18 protein-coding genes are annotated in these 17,677 nt (G+C 71.4%); 16 read left to right on the top strand and 2 right to left on the bottom strand.

The features are described from left to right. The first annotated feature begins 9 nt into the window (after nt 1-9). From kamD to ABT369_RS36615, 11 genes are all read left to right on the top strand, one after another. Nucleotides 10-1,554 carry a lysine 5,6-aminomutase subunit alpha gene (kamD, locus tag ABT369_RS36665; RefSeq protein ID WP_350619192.1) on the top strand — a complete coding sequence of 515 codons (1,545 nt, stop codon included), beginning with the start codon at nt 10-12 and terminating at the stop codon, nt 1,552-1,554. Next, a complete protein-coding gene (gene kamE / locus ABT369_RS36660) occupies nt 1,554-2,285 on the top strand; it encodes a lysine 5,6-aminomutase subunit beta (protein WP_350619190.1) in 732 nt (243 codons plus the stop codon). Before kamD ends, kamE begins: the two co-directional genes overlap by 1 nt. Next, complete coding sequence (gene kal / locus ABT369_RS36655; protein WP_350619188.1) at nt 2,285-2,665, top strand: 3-aminobutyryl-CoA ammonia lyase; 381 nt, start codon at nt 2,285-2,287, stop codon at nt 2,663-2,665. The genes kamE and kal overlap by 1 nt, the downstream gene beginning before the upstream one ends. Then, complete coding sequence (locus ABT369_RS36650; RefSeq protein WP_350619186.1) at nt 2,662-3,858, top strand: glutamate mutase L; 1,197 nt, start codon at nt 2,662-2,664, stop codon at nt 3,856-3,858. The genes kal and ABT369_RS36650 overlap by 4 nt, the downstream gene beginning before the upstream one ends. Nucleotides 3,859-4,481: 623 nt before the next feature. Beyond that, entirely contained in the window at nt 4,482-6,140 is a 1,659-nt protein-coding gene (gene lnt / locus ABT369_RS36645) for an apolipoprotein N-acyltransferase (RefSeq protein WP_502891862.1), read from the top strand. After that, nucleotides 6,137-6,943, top strand: coding sequence for a polyprenol monophosphomannose synthase (locus ABT369_RS36640; protein WP_350619182.1), 807 nt, complete (start codon nt 6,137-6,139; stop codon nt 6,941-6,943). The genes lnt and ABT369_RS36640 overlap by 4 nt, the downstream gene beginning before the upstream one ends. 16 nt (nt 6,944-6,959) lie before the next feature. After that, nucleotides 6,960-7,469, top strand: a complete 510-nt coding sequence (locus ABT369_RS36635; protein WP_350619180.1) for an FxsA family protein — start codon at nt 6,960-6,962, stop codon at nt 7,467-7,469. Then, nucleotides 7,466-8,095, top strand: coding sequence for a nucleoside/nucleotide kinase family protein (locus ABT369_RS36630; RefSeq protein ID WP_350619178.1), 630 nt, complete (start codon nt 7,466-7,468; stop codon nt 8,093-8,095). The genes ABT369_RS36635 and ABT369_RS36630 overlap by 4 nt, the downstream gene beginning before the upstream one ends. Nucleotides 8,096-8,219: 124 nt before the next feature. Further along, the gene (locus ABT369_RS36625) at nt 8,220-8,777 is read left to right on the top strand and encodes a hypothetical protein (protein WP_350619176.1); all 558 of its coding nucleotides are present in this window, start codon (nt 8,220-8,222) and stop codon (nt 8,775-8,777) included. 160 nt (nt 8,778-8,937) lie between these two features. Then, on the top strand, nt 8,938-9,549 hold the full coding sequence (locus tag ABT369_RS36620) for a GNAT family N-acetyltransferase (RefSeq protein ID WP_350619174.1): 612 nt from the start codon (nt 8,938-8,940) through the stop codon (nt 9,547-9,549). Between the two features lie 106 nt (nt 9,550-9,655). Further along, nucleotides 9,656-10,018, top strand: coding sequence for a hypothetical protein (locus ABT369_RS36615; protein ID WP_350619172.1), 363 nt, complete (start codon nt 9,656-9,658; stop codon nt 10,016-10,018). A 218-nt stretch (nt 10,019-10,236) separates the two neighbouring features. Here the strand turns inward: ABT369_RS36615 and ABT369_RS36610 are convergent, their stop codons facing one another. After that, nucleotides 10,237-10,401 carry a hypothetical protein gene (locus ABT369_RS36610; RefSeq protein ID WP_350619170.1) on the bottom strand — a complete coding sequence of 55 codons (165 nt, stop codon included), beginning with the start codon at nt 10,399-10,401 and terminating at the stop codon, nt 10,237-10,239. Between ABT369_RS36610 and ABT369_RS36605 the strand changes: the two genes are divergently transcribed. Genes ABT369_RS36605 through ABT369_RS36590 form a run of 4 tightly spaced genes read left to right on the top strand, consistent with a single transcriptional unit; the run spans nt 10,400 to nt 14,049 of the window. Further along, on the top strand, nt 10,400-10,570 hold the full coding sequence (locus ABT369_RS36605) for a hypothetical protein (protein ID WP_350619168.1): 171 nt from the start codon (nt 10,400-10,402) through the stop codon (nt 10,568-10,570). The genes ABT369_RS36610 and ABT369_RS36605 overlap by 2 nt on opposite strands. A gap of 55 nt (nt 10,571-10,625) precedes the next feature. Then, entirely contained in the window at nt 10,626-11,150 is a 525-nt protein-coding gene (locus ABT369_RS36600) for a helix-turn-helix transcriptional regulator (protein ID WP_350619167.1), read from the top strand. Further along, nucleotides 11,147-11,857, top strand: a complete 711-nt coding sequence (locus ABT369_RS36595; RefSeq protein ID WP_350619165.1) for an ABC transporter ATP-binding protein — start codon at nt 11,147-11,149, stop codon at nt 11,855-11,857. The genes ABT369_RS36600 and ABT369_RS36595 overlap by 4 nt, the downstream gene beginning before the upstream one ends. Beyond that, complete coding sequence (locus ABT369_RS36590; protein ID WP_350619163.1) at nt 11,854-14,049, top strand: FtsX-like permease family protein; 2,196 nt, start codon at nt 11,854-11,856, stop codon at nt 14,047-14,049. Before ABT369_RS36595 ends, ABT369_RS36590 begins: the two co-directional genes overlap by 4 nt. 43 nt (nt 14,050-14,092) lie before the next feature. On the opposite strand, the gene ABT369_RS36585 is transcribed toward ABT369_RS36590, so the two are convergent. Then, nucleotides 14,093-17,185, bottom strand: coding sequence for a Tn3 family transposase (locus tag ABT369_RS36585; protein WP_350619161.1), 3,093 nt, complete (start codon nt 17,183-17,185; stop codon nt 14,093-14,095). Between the two features lie 62 nt (nt 17,186-17,247). Between ABT369_RS36585 and ABT369_RS36580 the strand changes: the two genes are divergently transcribed. Continuing rightward, nucleotides 17,248-17,670: a hypothetical protein gene (locus tag ABT369_RS36580; protein ID WP_350619160.1), complete on the top strand. Its 423-nt coding sequence runs from the start codon at nt 17,248-17,250 to the stop codon at nt 17,668-17,670. Nucleotides 17,671-17,677: the final 7 nt, after the last annotated feature.

The following is a 17,677-nucleotide window of genomic DNA, read 5'->3' as shown; positions in this document are numbered from 1 at the left end:
GAGACGGTGGTGGCAGGGAAACTCGGCCTCGACCCGGCGGTGGTCGCCCGGGCGCGGGCGCTGGCGGCTGAGGCGGGCCGGCCCGTCGTGGACCTCGCCCGGACCCACACCACCGTCGCCGTGGAACGTGCGACCCTGCGGCTGGCCGGGGTCGAGGGCGCCGACCCGGACGGTATCCCGTGGGTGAACCGGCTCGTGGACGCGGTCGTCGCCGACATCGGCCTCGAGCACGGGGTGCTGGGGCCGGTGTTCGACGCGCTGATCGGCGACGGGCACGCGGACGTGACGCTGCTGGCGCAGAAGGCGGCGGCCGGCAGTGTCCGGTTTACGGTGCCGTCGACGCGGCGGGCCCGGCGTCCGGCGGCGGCCGCGGTCCGGCGGGGGATCGCCCGGATCGACCGGCGCCGCCGGGAACGGGAGCGGCTCATCGGCCGGCTCGGTGACCCGCCCCGCCGGCCGTGGATCTACCTGATCGTCGCGACCGGCGACATCTACGAGGACATCCCGCAGGCGCAGGCGGCGGCCCGGGCCGGCGCGGACGTGATCGCGGTGATCCGGTCGACGGGGCAGTCGCTGCTGGACTATGTGCCGGAGGGCGCGACCCGGGAGGGGTTCGCGGGGACGTACGCGACGCAGGAGAACTTCCGGCTGATGCGCGCCGCCCTCGACGAGACGTCGCGGGAGGTGGGCCGGTACGTGCGGCTCACGAACTACGCGTCGGGGCTGTGCATGCCGGAGATCGCGGCGCTGGCCGGGCTCGAGCGGCTCGACATGATGCTCAACGACTCGATGTACGGGATCCTGTTCCGCGACATCAACCCGATCCGCACGTTCGTGGACCAGCGGTTCTCGCGGCAGATCCACGCCCGGGCCGGGATCATCATCAACACCGGCGAGGACAACTACCTGACGACCGCCGACGCCGTCGACGCCGCCCACACGGTGACGGTGTCGCAGCTGCTCAACGAGTACTTCGCGCGGGAGGCCGGGCTGCAGACGTGGCAGCTGGGGCTCGGGCACGCGTTCGAGATCAACCCGGATCTGCCGGAGTCGTTCCGGCTGGAACTCGCGCACGCGCTGCTGGCCCGGGAGCTGTTCCCGGGGGCGCCGCTGAAGTGGATGCCGCCGACGCGGCACATGACCGGGGACGTGTTCCGGGGCAACCTCCTCGACGGGTTCTTCAACCTCGCCGGGGCGCTGACCGGGCAGGGGATCCTGCTGGTGGGGATGATGACGGAGGCGGTCGTCACGCCGTGGCTGTCCGACCGGGACATCGCGCTGCAGAACGTCCACTACGTGCTGCGCGCCGCCGGGAACCTCCACGAGGATTTCGTTCCCGGCCCGTTCATTCAAGGACGGGCGGCGACGGTACTGGCCGAGGCGGTCGAGCTGCTGGAGCGGATCGGCGGGCAGGGGCTGCTCGACGCGATCGGCGAGGGCACGTTCGGGATCATGCGCCGGCCCGCCGACCGTGGCAAGGGCCTCGACGGGGTCGCCCGCCGGGCCGCGGACTACTGGAACCCCGCCGAAGCGCTGCTCACCGGGAGGCCGTGATGCACGAGGTCGTCCGCCCCTACGGCGACACCACCGGCGACGGGATGATCCAGGTGTCGTTCACGCTGCCGCTGCCGGCCGGGAAACGCGGCGAGGGTGCCGCCCTGCAGCTGGCCGGGAAGATGGGTGTCGACCCGGCGATGGTCGTGCACGCCCGGCCGATCGGTGAGCAGCACACGTTCTTCGTCGTCTACGGCCGGGTCAACCATCTCGTCGAGCCCGGGAAGGTCGTCGTCGCCGAACGCGACTATCCGCTGCTGTCACCGAAGGACGTCAACGCCGCCGTCCGGGCCCGGCTGCGGCGCAAGCTCGTCGTCGTCGGGGCGTGTATCGGCACCGACGCGCACACCGTCGGCATCGACGCGATCCTGAACGTGAAGGGCATCGCCGGGGAGAAGGGCCTGGAGTACTACCGGGAGCTGCGGGTCGTGAACCTCGGCGCGCAGGTGTCGGTGCCGGACCTCGTCGCCGCGGCGGTGGCGGAGAAGGCCGACGCGGTCCTGGTGTCGCAGGTCGTCACCCAGCGCGACGCCCACCTGCACAACGTCCGGGCGATGTCGGCCGCGTTCCGGGAGGCGTTCCCGGCCGCGCGGCGGCCGCTGCTCGTCGCCGGCGGCCCGAGGTTCGACGAGCTGGCCACCGCCGAGCTCGGCGTCGACCGGATCTTCGGCCGCGGGACCACCCCCCGCGAGGTCGCCTCGTACCTCGCCCACACGATCCGGAGCCGCTGATGGACACTCTCGCCGGGACGACCGTGGTGCACCGCCGGTATGTGCCGTACGCGCACGCCCACTACGGCGGGAACCTCGTCGACGGCGCCTACAGTCTCGGGCTGTTCGGGGACGCGGCGACCGAGCTGTGCATCCGCACCGACGGCGACGAGGGCCTGTTCGCCGGGTACGAGGCGGTGACGTTCCACGCGCCGGTCCACGCCGGTGACGTGGTGGAGGTGACCGCGACCGTGACCCGGCAGGGCAACCGGTCCCGGACCGTCGCGTTCGCCTGTCATGTCACGTGCCGGGCCGACCCGGCGCGGGGCCCGTCGGCGGCGGCGGTCCTGGACCCGCCCATTTTGGCGGTGTCGGCGACCGGGACCGTCGTCGTTCCGTGAGGGTCGCGTGCGTCGACGTCGGCTCCACGGACACGAAACTCGCCGTCGTCGACACCCGGACCGGGGCGCTGGTGTCGAGCGCGACGCATCCGACGACCCTCGGCGGTGACGTCCTCGACGGCGTCGACGCGCTGCTGGCCGGCGCGGGGCCGGTCGGTCACGTGTACTGCTGCTCGTCGGCGGGTGGCGGGCTGCGGCTCGGGGTCGTCGGGTTCGAGGCGCTGGTGTCGGCGGACGCCGCGTACCGGGTGGCGTTGTCGGCGGGGGCTCGGGTCGTGCACACCACGACGGGGCTGTTGACGGCGGCGGCGGTGCGGGAGCTGCGGGCGGCGCGGCCCGACGTGCTGCTGCTGTGCGGCGGGACCGACGGCGGTGACGCGGACACGGTCGTGGCGAACGCGCGGCGGCTCGCGGCGGCCCGCTGGCGGGTGCCGGTCGTCGTGGCCGGGAACGCCGACGCGCAGGCGGAGGTGATGGCGGTGCTGGCCGGGCTGCCGGCGGTCGCGGCCGGCAACGTGCTGCCGCGGATCGGGGTCACCGCCCCGGACTCGGCCCGGGCCGCGATCCGGGACCTGTTCATCCGGCACGTCATCGGCGGGAAGCGGCTGTCGCGGGGGCCGCGGTTCGCGCGGCTGGTGTCGGCGGCGACCCCGGACGCGGTCCTCACCGGTGTCGGGGTCCTGGCCCGGGCCGGCGGCGGGGATCTGCTCGTCGTGGACGTGGGCGGGGCGACCACGGACGTGTATTCGGCGCTGGAGCCCGGTGAGGCGCCCCAGGACGCTGTTGCGGGGGTGTCGTGGCATCTGCGGACCGTCGAGGGTGATCTGGGCGTGCGGTGGAACGTGGAGGGCATCCGGGCGGCGGCCGTGCGGGAGCGGGTCGCGGCCGGCGACGGCCCGCTGGGGCTGGCGGCGGCCGCGGTCACGATCGCGGTGCGGCGTCACTCGCGGGCGGGACGCGACCTGCGACACGTGTCGACGGTCGTGGCGTCCGGGGGTGTGTTCCGGCATGCTGAACCCGGTGCCGCTCTGGCGGCCCTCGCCCCGGCGCTGCACGACCACGCCGGCGGCTGGGCGTTGCCGCGCGCACCCCGCACCACCGTCGACACCACCTACATTCTCGCCGCCGCCGGGCTCATCGCCGCCGACCATCCCGACGCGGCCCTCACGCTCTGTGCCGGCCTCGCACGGTGACCGGCCGGCGACAGCCGGTCAGCTGCCGGGTGAACCGGCACCGACACGCCAACACGACACGCCGCCCGGGTGAAATCCATCCCCCGGGGCGGTTGACATCGCCCCCGAGCGTGCGCGTAACGTCCTTGCGTCCTACTTCGGGAAGGATGACCGCGGTTCGCTACTCCGCAACGCCCAACAGGCCGGACGTCCTCGTCAACCGGCGAGACGCCCCCGGCCACAGCGGGCGGGGGTCGGCGGGGGCTGCGAACGGGCATCCACCGGTGTATGGGCAGGGGGGATCACGCGACCAGTAGACAACGGCACGCGCACGGGCAGCCAGCCTCGTGCCGCGCCGGAACGAAGGCCGCGCACGAACGTCACTGCCGCACCGGCCGGACACAGGGCCTGGGAGCGCGGGGCGCGACTACGGTCGCGCCCCCATTTCAGTTCGCGCCCGGGCAGCCGCAGGGTCCGCGGCCCGAACGTCACCATCTCCGGGCCCGGCTCGGCCTGCCGGGTCGGGCCGGGCCCGGAGCCCCGCGCCCCGAAAATTGCGGCGATGACCCCGCGATTCCACGTTCGAGCGACTTACCCCGCATAATGGGCGCCGCAAGCCGCAAGCACGGTCGGACGACTCGGGGATGGCGCAGGTGACGTTGGTCGAACCAGACGCAGCCGCACCACCCGCGGCAGCCGACGTGCCGCGGCCCGTCCCGGGTCCCGCGCTGCCGACGTGGGCGGCGCTGCTCGCCGCCGCCGTCGCCGGCGGGGCGATGCTGGTCGCGTTCCCGCCGTACGGGCTGTGGTGGGCCGCGCCGGCCGCTGTCGCGCTGCTCGCCATCGCCGTGCACGGGCGGCGGCCGCGCGGCGGGTTCTGGCTCGGCGCCGTCACCGGGGCGCTGTTCTTCACCCCGCTGCTGTCGTGGACGAACCTGCACACCGGCATGGTCCCGTGGCTGCTGCTGTCGGTGCTGGAGACGCTGTACTTCGGGCTCGTCGGCGCCGCCGGGGCCTGGATCAGCCCGCTGCTGCGCCGCAACGGCGGGTGGGCGTGGCCGGTCGCCGTCGGCGCGCTCTGGGTCGCGCAGGAGGCGCTGCGGGACCGGACCCCGTTCGGCGGGTTCCCGTGGGGGCGGCTCGCGTTCAGCCAGGACACGTCGCCGCTGCTGCGCCTCGCCGCGGTCGGCGGGGCGCCGCTGGTGTCGTTCGCCGTCGCGCTCATCGGCGGGCTCGCCGCCTACGCGGTCCTGCGCGGCATCAGCGCCGGGACCGACGCCCGCCGGGCCGTCGCACCCCTGGCCGCGGTCGTGGCCGGGTGCGCCGTGGCCGGGGCGGCCGCGGCGGTACCACTGGGCAGTCCCGGCGGCGAATCCGTCTACGTGGCCGTGGTGCAGGGCAACGTGCCCCGGCTCGGGCTCGACTTCAACGCCCAGCGGCGGGCGGTCCTCGACAACCACGTGCGGGCCACGATCGCCCTCGGCGACGCGGTGAAGGCCGGCGCGCGGCGGCCCGACCTCGTCGTGTGGCCCGAGAACGCCAGCGACATCGACCCGCTGCGGCAGACCGACGCCGGGCTGCTCATCGACCAGGCCGCGGACGCCGTCGGCGCGCCGATCCTCGTCGGGGCCGTGCTGTACAGCCCCGAGACCGGGGTCGAGAACGCCGGGCTCGTGTTCAACCCCGGCCGCAGCCTCGGCGACCCCGTCCAGAAGTACGTCAAACGCCACCCGGTGCCGTTCGCCGAGACCATCCCGCTGCGCGGCATCGCCCGGATGGTGTCGAAAGAGGTCGACCGGGTCACCGACATGACCGCCGGGACGAAACCCGGCGTCCTGCAGGTCGGGCCGGCGACCGTCGGGGACGTCATCTGCTTCGAGGTCGCCTACGACGGGATCGTCCGCGACACCGTCACCGGCGGCGGGCAGATCCTGGCCGTGCAGACGAACAACGCCACGTTCAACGAGTCCGAGGCCCGCCAGCAGCTGGCCATGGTGCGGCTGCGGGCCGTCGAACACGGCCGCGACGCGCTCATGGCCTCCACCGTCGGGATCTCCGCGTTCGCGGGCCACACCGGCACCACCAGCGGCGAGACCGAGTTCGACAAGCCCGGGGTGATCCTCGCCGAGCTGCACCTGGGCACAGAACGTACGCTTGCAACAAGGCTGGGAGCGATCCCCGAATATGTGATCGCCGCCCTCGCCATGGCACTGATCGCCGCCGCCCGGATCGGGCGGAGGCGCCGCACCACGGTTACCGACATCACCCACACTGCCGAGCCAGGCATCAAGGAGGACCTGTGAGTACACCCGACCGAGGCGTGAACCAATACCCCGGAGTCGGCAGGGTCCTCGTCATCATCCCTACCTACAACGAGGCCGACAACATCCGGATCATCGTCGACCGGGTCCGTAAGGCCACCCCGGCCGTCGACATCCTCATCGCCGACGACAACAGCCCGGACGGCACCGGCGACATCGCCGACGAGCTCGCCGGCAGCGACCCGGCCGTGCACGTCATGCACCGTGCCGGGAAGCAGGGCCTCGGCGCCGCGTACATCGCCGGGTTCAACTGGGGCACCGAACGCGGCTACGACGCCGTCGTGGAGATGGACGCCGACGGGTCCCACGCCCCGGAGGAGCTGCCGAAGCTCCTCGACGCGCTCGCCGACAACGACGTGGTCCTCGGCTCGCGGTACGTCAAGGGCGGCAAGACCGTCAACTGGCCGTTCCACCGGCAGGCGATCTCCCGCACCGGCAACGTGTACGTGCGGATGGCGCTCGGCATGCACCTGCGCGACGCGACCGGCGGCTACCGGGCGTACCGGACCCCGGTCCTGGGCAAGATCGAGCTGGACACGATCGCGTCGCACGGGTACTGCTTCCAGGTCGACCTGGCGTGGCGCTCCGTCAAGGACGGGTTCCGGGTCGCCGAGGTGCCGATCACGTTCACCGAACGCGAACGGGGCCAGTCGAAGATGAGCTCCTCCATCGTTCGTGAGGCACTGTGGAAGGTGACCGTGTGGGGCACCGCCGCCCGTTGGAACGCGCTCAGGCGTGCCGTGGCCGGCAACGGCCCGGCCAAGGGCAGCGACCAGGGGCGCTGAGGAGGGGACGGAACTGATGCGAGGGCTCGGCTGGGCGGCAATCGGCGCGTTCCTGCTGGTGATCGCCGAGATCACCGTGTTCGTGCTGGTCGCCCAGGCGATCGGCTGGGGCCTGGCCATCGTCATCGGCGTGGCCACCATGATCCTCGGGTGCATGCTGGTCAAGCGGGAGGGGGTCCGCGCCTGGCGGCGGTTCCGGGCCACCCTCGCCGACGGCCGCCCCGCCGGCGGTGAGGTCACCGACGGCCTCACCGGCCTCATCGGCGCGCTGCTGCTCATCGTCCCCGGGTTCATCACCGACGCCGCCGGGCTGCTGCTGCTCGTCCCGCCGGTCCGCGGGTTCACCGGCCGGCAGGTCCGCCGCGTCGCCGAACGCCGCATCTCACCCGCCGCGGCCGGGGACCTGTTCGGCCCGCGGGTCGTGCGCGCCGAACGCGGCCCCGTCACCACCCCCGCCCCCGGCGACACGCCCAGCATCAGCGGCGACGTCGTCGAGGGCGAGATCGTCGACCCGCCGGCCCGGTGAAGGCCTCCCCGGTCACCGTCGCCGCCCTCGCCGCCGACCTCGCCGAACGGGCCCGCACCACCGCCGGGACGCACCCGGCCCGGGTCGCCGTCGACGGGGCACCCACCGCCGGCACCGCCGATCTCGCCGAAGCCGTTGCAGGTGTACTGCACGATGCCGGCGTCTTCGCCCTGCACGTGCCCGCCGGAGGGTTCCTCCGCGCGGCGTCGCTGCGCCTCGAACGGGGCCGGACGAACCCCGACGCCTACTACGAGGACTGGCTCGACCTGCGCGCCCTCACCCGCGAGGTGCTGACCCCCGCGGGGCCGGGCGGCACCGGCAGGGTCCTGCCGTCGCTGTGGGACCCGGTGCTGGACCGGGCCACCCGCGCCGCCTACGCCGACGTCCCGCCGCACGGGGTCGTGATCGTGTCCGGGGTGTTTCTGCTCGGCGCCGGCCTCGACTTCGACGTCGCCGTCCACCTCATGCAGAGCGACGCCGCCCTCACCCGCCGGCTCCCGGCCGACCTGGCGTGGACCGTGCCCGCATACGGGCGCTACCGGGACGAGGTCATGCCCGAATACCAGGCCGACGTCGTCGTACGCGCCGACGACCCCGCCCACCCCGCGCTCGTGACCGCCATCTGACCTGCAGGTTCGGCTCTGCGCGGACGGAACTGGCAGCGGCTCTCGTGACCGCCGTCTGACCTGCGGGTTCGGCTCTGCGCGGACGGGGCTGGCAGTGGCGTGATCAGGGACTACCGTCGGATGCGTGAAGACGTTCTGGCTGGACCGCGACCATGATCGGTACGAGGAACTCGTCGCCTCCGCCCCGAACGCCTTCGCCTACAGCCTCGGCGACATCGCCCCCGTCACGTTCGCGTGCACCGCCTGGACGTTCGCCACCCCGCCGATCCTCGACCCCGGCTACGTGCGCTGGCACCGGCGCGTGCTGTCCGCCACCTGCGCCCGCAACCCGTTCGACGGCGGGCTCACCGCCCGGGTCGAGCTCGTCTCACCCCTGCCCGCCGAGCTCACCACCACCCGCGCGTGGTGGCGCGACCGGGGCTGGCGCGGCTGGCCCGAACTGTTCGGGCAGTTCGTCCAGCCCACCGACCGGGACCTGAGCCGCTACCCGCACCTGCGCACCACGCTGCTCATCGAGGCGCCGCTGCCGCTCGAGGGGCTGCCGGAGACCCCGGACGCGGACGCCGCGCCGCAGGATGTGGTCGCCGCGGCGGCGCGGGCCGTGACCGTGCTCGTCCGGGACCTGTCCGACCTTGTCGGGCCGGTTCTGCAGCAGCTCGATCCGGACCGCGCCGTCACCTGACCGGCGTGCCCCCGTCGGCTTACTTCTCCGGTCCGGACCGCCACCTTTCTGGGCGGTGACCGTGGCTCGTCCGTTACCTGAGTGGCGTGCCGGCGCGGGGCTTTTCGTAGGGCGGAATCCCTCTTGCCCTTTCGCGGGTGAATTGGGAAGGTTCATTCCCGTGGAAGTACGCCCACTGACACCCGGCGAATGGCAACTCAAACGGGACCTGCGGCTCAGCGCCCTCAAGGACAGCCCACACGCCTTCGCCAGCACCTGGGCCCGCGAGACCAAACGCGGCGAGGCCGACTGGCGCACGTGGCCCGCGGGCGGCGCCTTCTTCGCCGCCTTCGGCCCCCTCCCGCCCTCCCAGCCCCGCGTCTCGCCACCGCCTGCCGCCGCCCGGCACGACCCGCCAGACTCGCGCGGTGTGCTCCCGGCCTCGGGGATGCCGCTCGGGATCGCCGCCGACCGGCATGACCCGTCCGCGTGTGTGGTGCCGCTCGGGATCGCGGGTGCCTGGGTGGCCGCCGCCGACCCGGCCACGACGCATCTGATCAGCATGTGGGTCGTACCCGCCGCCCGCGGCCGCGGCATCGCCGCCCATCTCGCCGACGCCGTGACCAGATGGGCCCGCGACCACGGCCACGACACCGTGGAACTCGAGCTCGCCTGCGGCAACACCGCCGCCATGAACGCCTACCTACGCTGCGGTTTCACCCCGGCGGACCGCGAGCCCTTCACCGCCGGCGGGACCGTCCTGACCCGCCCGGCCCACGCTGTAATCGGCTGACTACATGGCGTGCACTCTCTGGCCGAACGGGTGATGCGGTTCGCGAGATTTGCGGCTTTTCGCTACATAGTGTGATCGCGTCATCACGATACGAGGGGGAGTCACGATGCGAAACGCACAGCGAATCCTGGCCCTGGGCGCCATGACCCTGACCGCCGGCGCGGTCCTCGGCATGACCGCCACAGCCGCCAGCGCGTCCACCGAGGCAGGCCGCCAGGCGACCGCCGCAAAGCCCGGCCCGCACGACCACGACGGCGACCGCAACGGCAACTGGAACGGCCGCCGCGACCCTGTCCGGACCTGGATCGCCGGCCGCTACAACACCAAGAAGACCTGCCAGTTCTTCGCGTGGGTCGGCGAGCAGCGCGGCCGGTTCGACGACGGCACCTGCGTCCCCGCATTCAACGGCCGCCGCGGCGGCTCGTGGCTGCTCATCGCCAAGGACTACGGCCACCGCGGCCACCGGTAGGACGAGTTCGGCAGCCGTACGGGCGGTCCCCCAGCTGGGAGGCCGCCCGTACCGCTGCGCCCAGTCCCCGGCCATCGACGTGGTGCCCGGGCAACGCCGTCCGGATCTCGTGCACGGTGAGCTTGCTCGTCCCGCTCTTCTCGGCCCCGCGCTTGGGTAGCTGTCACCAGCCCCAAAGTTACTGACGGGTAGATTTCTGACTGGTCCCGGCGGTCTGGTCAGGCGCTCGCCGTCGCTGCGGTGGTCGTTTCGTCGTGCTCGCGCAGCAGGCGCAGGATCGTCGCGGGGGACGGGTGCTGTCCTTTCTTCTTCCCCTTGGTGATGACCAGTTGCGAGGCGATGTCGCGCAGGCTCATCTCTTGGCTGCGCAGGTGCAGTGCCATGGACAGCATGTGGTCGTCGGTGACGCTGGCACCGCCGATGCTTTTGCCCCGGGTGCGAGCGCGCGAGCTGACGCCCGAGGACGGTCTCGATTCCCTGCTGGCCCGCGCCGACAAGACGCTTACCGGACCAAGACGACGGGCGCGACCGGACCAGGTGGGGTTGACCTAGCTAATTATTACTGCAGGTATTACCTCAGCGTGCTCCCTCAGGTTATAGTCGCCGGGTGAACGTACCGACGACGCTGCTGGGGCTGCTCGAACCGGAGCCCAGCCATGGATATGAACTCAAGCGCGAGTACGACTCGATGTTCGGTGGCGGGCGTCCGTTGCCGATCGGGCAGGTCTACGGAACCCTGTCTCGGCTCGAACGTGACGGACACATCGAGGTCCAGGGCGTCGCGCCCGGCGGAGGGCCGGAGCGCAAGCGCTACGTCATTACGCCGACCGGTGTGTCGCGGCTGCAGCAGTGGCTGGAATCCCCCGAGCAGCCGGAGCCGCACCTGCAGGCAGTGCTGTTCGTCAAGGTCGTCCTCGCGCTGATGTCCGACCGGCCGGCGAAGGCCTACCTCAACGCCCAGCGCACGGCGCACCTCGCGCGGATGCGTGAACTGACCGCGATACGCAAGTCGGATCGGCTGAGCAAGTCCCTGCTGGCCGACTACGGCCTGTTCCACCTCGACGCGGACCTGCGGTGGATCGAGCTGACCTCGGCCCGCCTCGACCAACTCAGGAAGGAGTTCGCCCGATGAACGTGCCGATCCTGGCCGCGCACGCGGTCACAAAGTCGTTCGGCCCCACCCCCGCCCTGCGCGATGCCAACCTGAGCGTGACCGCCGGGGAGGTCCTAGCGATCATGGGACCGAGCGGTTCGGGCAAGTCGACGCTGCTGCACTGCCTGGCCGGCATCCTGAGCCCCGACAGCGGTGAAATCGTCTTCGACGGGCAGCGGCTCGGCACCCTGTCGGAGAACGCACGGACACTGGTGCGTCGGGACCGGTTCGGATTCGTGTTCCAGTTCGGCCAACTCGTTCCGGAACTGCCCGTCCTGGAGAACGTGATGCTGCCGCTGCTGCTGGGCCACACCTCGCGGCGGGTGGCGCGAAACGCGGCGACGGCGCTGCTGGACCGGCTGGATCTGCAGGGACTGCACCGGCGGCGGCCCGGCGAACTGTCCGGCGGCCAGGCGCAGCGGGTCGCGGTGGCGCGCGCGCTGGTCACCCGACCGTCGGTGGTGTTCGCCGACGAACCAACCGGATCATTGGACTCCCACGCCGGACAGAACGTCATCGACCTTCTCGTGGCCTCGGCTCGGGAACAGGGCGCGACCGTCGTGCTGGTGACGCACGACGCCCGCGTCGCGGCCTGCGCGGACCGCGAGGTCCTCGTCAGCGACGGCGAGGTCACCGACTATGCCGCCGCACCGGCAATTGAGCACCACGGGATGGGTACGCGATGATCCTCCTTGCGATCCGGCTGGCCATCGCGGGTGGACGCGAGCAACTCGTCCGCCTCGTGGTGACCGCGGTCGGTGTCGGGCTCGGCGTGGTGCTGCTGCTGCTCGCCGCAGTCACGTTCCCCGCGTTCAAGGCCCATGAGGCACGCGCCGGATGGACCGACACGTCAGCGCACAACGCCCAGCCGGCGCAGGACGAGAGCCGCACCGACCCGCTGCTGTGGCGGATGCGCGACGACGGCTTCGCCGGCCGCGACCTGTTGCATGTCGATGTCGCCCCGCTCGGTCCGCACAGCCCTGTGCCACCGGGTATCAGCCGCCTACCCGGGCCGGGTGAGCTGGCCGTGTCACCGGCGCTGCGCCGGCTCATGACCGACGTACCGGCCGCCCAACTCGCCAACCGGTTCCCGGGCCGGATCGTGGCCACCGTCGGTCGGGCCGCGCTGCAGGCACCCGACTCGCTCGTGATCTTCGTCGGATACGACCCCGACCACCTGACCGGGCAACCGGGTGTCATTCAGGTCCGCAGCATCGAGGGCGCACCACGCAACGCTGCACCGACGCGCTTCGGTCGGGTCATCATCGGCATCGGCGGCGCAGCCCTGCTCCTGCCGATCCTCGTGTTGATCGGCTCGGCCACCCGACTGGCCGCCGCCCGCCGCGAACAGCGACTTGCCGCGATGCGCCTGGTCGGCGCCCTGCCGCGACAGATCCGGGCGATCGCCGCGATCGAGGCCACCCTGTCCGCGCTGTGTGGAACCGCGCTCGGCTTCGCCGGATTCGCTGTCGCCCGGCCCTACGCGGCCCGCACCGACATGGACGGGTCGCCGTTCTTCCCCGCCGACCTGCACCTCGCCTGGTCGTCTGCGGTGCTGGTCGGTCTCGGTGTGCCCGCGCTGTCAGCGCTGGCCGCCCTGGTCTCGCTGCGCGCCGTGCAGATGTCTCCGCTCGGCGTTACCCGCCAAGCGACCAGGAAGCCGGCCGCGTGGTGGCGGATCCTCCCCCTCACCGCCGGAGTGATCGGCTTCGTGGTCACCCTGCCCATCCTGACCACCACCGAGGGCGACGGCGCCCTGTGGCTCCTTGCCGCCGTCATGGCACTGCTCATCATCGGCATCGTGATCGTCGGACCCTGGCTGACCACGGGCGTCGGCAAGGTACTCATCTGGGTCGGTCGGCGGGCTCCCACGACACTGGCCGGGCATCGTCTGACCGCAGACCCGTCCGGGAGCTTCCGGTCGATCAGCGGTCTTGTCCTGGCCGTCTTCCTGGTGACCCTGATCAGCGCCCTGTCGGCGGCAACCCTCGCCCGCCTGCCGGACCCGGGCCGCATCGTGCTTCCGGCCGGCACAGTCGGCACCGAGTTCGGCGACCAGCACGCCGTACCGCTGTCCGCCGAGCGAACCAGCGCCCTCATCGCACAGTTACACGCGATCGCCGGTGTAACCGCCGTCGTCGACCTCCGCACCAGCGCCAGCTCGTTGCCCGCGAACCGCAACGACCCAGTGCGCGTCCTCACCCGCTGCGCCAACCTGCGCGCCGCCGCGCTGGCCGACTGTCCGGACCCGGCCGGCACCGTGTCAGTCGACGCCCGCGGCCTGGCCAGCGGCGACGTACGCGACGTTCGCACCGACGCCACCGCCCGTGCCGACTCACTACCTATGCTCGGGCTGCTGGTGACCACCGACGCCAGTGTCAGCGCCATCGAATCGGTGCGGACCGCGATCGAGTCCGCTACCACCGATGACGCACCGACACTGCCGTGGACGACCACCGAGCTCAAGGGACTGAACAACCGCCAGGTAGACCGGATAACCAGCATAGCCAACAGCATCCTGCTCGTCACCCTGGTGATCGCCGGGTTCAGCCTGGCCGTGTCCGTCACCGGCGGCCTGGTCGAACGCAAACGACCCTTCGCGCTGCTCAGGCTCGCCGGAATGCGCTCCCGCGAATTGTCCCGGGTGCTGATCGTCGAGACCGCCGCACCCCTCATCGGCATCGCCGGCACGAGTGTCATGCTCGGGCTCGCCGTCGCGGCCGACGTGCTGCGCGTCAACCACATGCCGTGGGTACCACCAGGTGCCAGCTACTGGTGGACCCTCGCCGCCGGACTCACCACCGCGCTCGCGGTGGCGCTCGCGGCCACCATCCCACTGCGACGCATCACGTCCCTGGAAACAGCACGTTTTGAATAGCCACCACCAAAGGAAGTAACGGGCAAGACGTGGCTGTCGACGATCACGCCGTCGTGGTGGCGGGCTGGGCGGCAGCGTCGTGCGGGGCGGGATAAGGTGCCGGGCCGCGGGTGTAGTCGAGCCGCTCGTCCATTTTCAGGACCCACCGGCCGTAAAGTGCCACATGGGACCAGAACAGCGGGGTCAGGGCGCGCCGGTCTTCGTCGGTCATACGGTCGGCCCACTGTGGTTCGGACAGCACGTGGTCGATGAGCCTGGTGTTGATCAACACCAGGGAGGACTGCAGCAGGTGCAGGGCGAGCATGGAGATCTCCTGGTGCTCGCGGTCCGGGCCGGTCAGCTCGGCGTCCTTGCCGTAGAAGATGGCGGTGTTGCCGCTGTTCCACTGCTCGACGACCTGCAGCCCGCCGTGGATCTCGCGGCGCAGCGCCTCGGATGACAGGTACTCGCAGATGAAGATGGTGCGGATCGCCCGGCCGAGTTCCTCGATCGCCAGGTAGGTGGGGTGCTTGGGGCCGTTGCGGGTGAACCGGCGCAGCACCTGCTCGGCCTCGGCGGTACCCAGCTGCAACGCCCGCGCGTATTTGATCATCTGGTCGTACTGCTGATTGATCAGGTCCCATCGGATCGGCCGGGACAGCACCGTCTCCAGCCCGGCGTAGGTGATGCCGTCGCCGGGCCGGTACAGCCGTGCCGAGCCGATGTTCTTCAGCCGGGGCAGCAGCCGGTAGCCGAGTAAATGACAGAACGCAAACCCGACGATGCTGGCGCCGTGCGTATCGGTGTAGTTCGCCTCGATCGCCGAGTCAATGTCGGCAGAGTGCCGGATCAGGCCCTCCATCATCGCCGCGACCTCGGACGACGAACAGGTCTTAACCTGCGAATACACGCAGACACTCTTCCGCTCGACGTGCCAATAGATCATGACTCCGGGCCCGCCGTATCGGGCATGCCACTCAGTGTTGAGATTCGCGTCCCACGATCCAAACTTCTTCGAATCCGAGGCGCAGGCCGTCCCGGTTCCCCACCAGCGCGGGTCACGGCTGGCGAAGGTGTCATTGACCACCGACGCGACCGCCCCGCGCAGCCCGTCGCGGTTGACGTACAGATTGCGGGTCCGGCGCAGCTGCGCTTCGCTCAGACCATGGTCACCGGCCGCGGCAATCCGCTTCACCCCGACGTTGGTGCCAAGCCCATACAGAACGAGTAGGAGTCTGACCCGCAGCTCGTGGCGGCTGAGATGCTCCCGCGACGCCAGCGACGTGAACTCGGCGTCGCAGCCGGTCAGCCAGAACGTCTCCTTGGCGATGTCGAGCAGGTCGACCACACCCCACCGGCGCACCAGCTCGGCCTTCAAGGCGGCCAGCGTCGGCGGTTCGGGCAGCGCGGCCAGCCGCGGCACCGAGATCCACACCTGGTTGCGGCGGGTGGTGACCCGGACCCCGCCAGTGGTGCCGTCGCGCAGTCCCGCCGCCAGTCCGGCCAGCGCCGCGTCCAGGCGGGACTTGACGGTGTCGGTGAACACCGTCGGGTCGGTCGGCTGGGCGATCTCGGCGTAGTGCATGTCGCGGGCCAGGTCGAAGTCGCGCGGCAGGTCGGCCTCCGGGTCGCGCCACTTCGCCGCGCCGTCGACCCAGATCTCGCGGCGGCGGATCGCCGCCGACAGGGCGCTGAGCACGCACAACTCGTACGAGGTGCGGATCACCTTGCCAGATTTGTTGTATATCGCCTCCCGCCACTCGGCCGGCACCACCCCGTCGATCGGGATGACCTCGGCCGCGTCGTATGGCACTTTCGGCCGGTCGGCGTAGCGGCGCAGCAGGTCCAGGGCGTCCATCACCGGCCGGTAGGCGGTGTTGTTGCACCGGAAATCCATGCTGGAGAGCACCTGCGGCAGCATCCGCCGGTAGTAGTTGGAGTACGACGACTCCAGCACAGTGCGGACCTTGGCCTTCATCGCGTTCTTGTTCGCCTTGGCTTCGGCGACCAGCGCCCGCAACGTCTGTTCCCCGCCGTCCACCGCCGGATAGACCGCCTCCCGCACGGTGGCGTCGGGATGGTCGACGGCGGCCTCCGCGACCTTGAACAGGATGCCTTCCTTGCCCAGAACGCGGCGGATCTCCGCTTCCACCGTCTTGTTGACCTTGTTCACGGCGCGGGTGTTGATGGTCCGCACCAGCGTGATGAACAGGTCCACCAGCGAATCGGTCAGCTCAGTCTGCCTGCGCCAGCACAACGCCGCCAGCAAGGTCTGGCGTACCTCGTCGGCGTTGTCACGGCGCAACGCCGACGGGGCCACCAGCGCGGCCCGGTTGCGCCACAACGTCACCCGCCGTTCCGCGGCGTCGGTGAACAAGTCCGCCGGCAACCCGAGGCTGCGGACCCGGCGCAGCTTCGCCACCTCGTCCAGGAACGTGTCCAGCCCCGGCCGCCCCGGATCGGCCTTGATCTCGGCCAACAGTCCCGCCGCCCCCTGGGCCGGCACCTCGTCGTCAGCGCCCTCGTCGCGTTCTTCACCCTCGTCGTCGGCTGGGGCGACCAGCGCTTCGAGGCGGGTCACCGCGCCGGCGGCGGACAACCGGGCAACGGTCGTGGCGCAGAACTGGCCGTCCGCCGTCTCGGCCGCGCTGGCGATGATCCGGTCGGTGCGGCCCGGGGTCGGCGGCTCGATCCGCTGCGACCGGCACCGCAGCAGCAGGGCCTGACGTTGCCGGTCCGGGCTCAGCTCCGACGGGCAGACCTGCTCGGCCAGCCAGCCGGTCAACGCCTCGGCATCGGCGACCGTACACTCCCCGAACCGCAACGCCCGCCGGATCTGCGCCCGGTGGTACTCGATCGTGCTGCCAGTGAACCGGTACGTGCCGAACATCGCCGGGTCGACCTTCACCTGCCGGGCGACGAACTCGACCGCGGCCGCCGGAACCTCCCCGCCATGGCGGGGGAACCGGCCCTCGATCTCGAAAAACTTCAAGATCACGGCAAAGCCGAGTTTCGTCGGCCCGTACTTGTTCGCGATCAGGTCCCAATCGGCGTCGACCAGCGTCCACGCATCGATCAGATCTTCCAGACTCCACTCACGACGCACCGAGCCAGGCTGCCAGACACCCAGCACGCAGGCATAGACCTCCATCGGCATCGACCCGGCCTCGGTACGCTCACCCGCGAGCCGGCCCCGCGCAGGCCGCGACCATCGGGCAGATGAGCAGGAGGAACATCGTGACGCGTCGCTGGGTCCGCTTCGAACTACCGGTCATGGTCTGCGTCGACATCGACGATCACATCGAACACGAACAGGTCACCGCCGTCGTGCTCGGCGTCGAGCACGAGGCCATCACCCTGGCCCGCGACACCGAGGGCAACTACCTCATCTACGACGCCGACGCCAACCGCGTCAGCTACGACGATCCTGCCGCCCGCACCGCCCTGTCACTGGCCACCGACCGCAGCGCCTGGCCCGCCCGCGACACCTGGGAAGAAGGCCCCGACGCGCTCGACGACCCCTGGCTGTACGACGAAGGCGACACCGAGGAAGAAGACGACGACCCCGCCGACGACCTCGAACCACTCGACGACGACAGCACCCAGACAGGCAAGGCTGACACGCGGCCACAACCGCCGTAACTCCCTC

It is taken from the genome of Dactylosporangium sp. NPDC000244, from assembly GCF_040300725.1.
Classification (GTDB): Bacteria; Actinomycetota; Actinomycetes; order Mycobacteriales; family Micromonosporaceae; genus Dactylosporangium.
Note: the sequence above shows the minus strand (reverse complement) of the source record. Positions and strands in the feature narration are given on the sequence as shown.

Coding starts and splice junctions, on each gene's coding strand:
- kamE (WP_350619190.1), top strand. CDS start 1,554: ATGCACGAGGTCGTCCGCCCCTACGGCGACACCACCGGCGACGGGATG.
- kal (WP_350619188.1), top strand. CDS start 2,285: ATGGACACTCTCGCCGGGACGACCGTGGTGCACCGCCGGTATGTGCCG.
- lnt (WP_502891862.1), top strand. CDS start 4,482: ATGGCGCAGGTGACGTTGGTCGAACCAGACGCAGCCGCACCACCCGCG.
- ABT369_RS36635 (WP_350619180.1), top strand. CDS start 6,960: ATGCGAGGGCTCGGCTGGGCGGCAATCGGCGCGTTCCTGCTGGTGATC.
- ABT369_RS36615 (WP_350619172.1), top strand. CDS start 9,656: ATGCGAAACGCACAGCGAATCCTGGCCCTGGGCGCCATGACCCTGACC.
- ABT369_RS36605 (WP_350619168.1), top strand. CDS start 10,400: ATGGACAGCATGTGGTCGTCGGTGACGCTGGCACCGCCGATGCTTTTG.
- ABT369_RS36610 (WP_350619170.1), bottom strand. CDS start 10,401: ATGGCACTGCACCTGCGCAGCCAAGAGATGAGCCTGCGCGACATCGCC.
- ABT369_RS36595 (WP_350619165.1), top strand. CDS start 11,147: ATGAACGTGCCGATCCTGGCCGCGCACGCGGTCACAAAGTCGTTCGGC.
- ABT369_RS36590 (WP_350619163.1), top strand. CDS start 11,854: ATGATCCTCCTTGCGATCCGGCTGGCCATCGCGGGTGGACGCGAGCAA.
- ABT369_RS36585 (WP_350619161.1), bottom strand. CDS start 17,185: ATGCCGATGGAGGTCTATGCCTGCGTGCTGGGTGTCTGGCAGCCTGGC.
- ABT369_RS36580 (WP_350619160.1), top strand. CDS start 17,248: ATGAGCAGGAGGAACATCGTGACGCGTCGCTGGGTCCGCTTCGAACTA.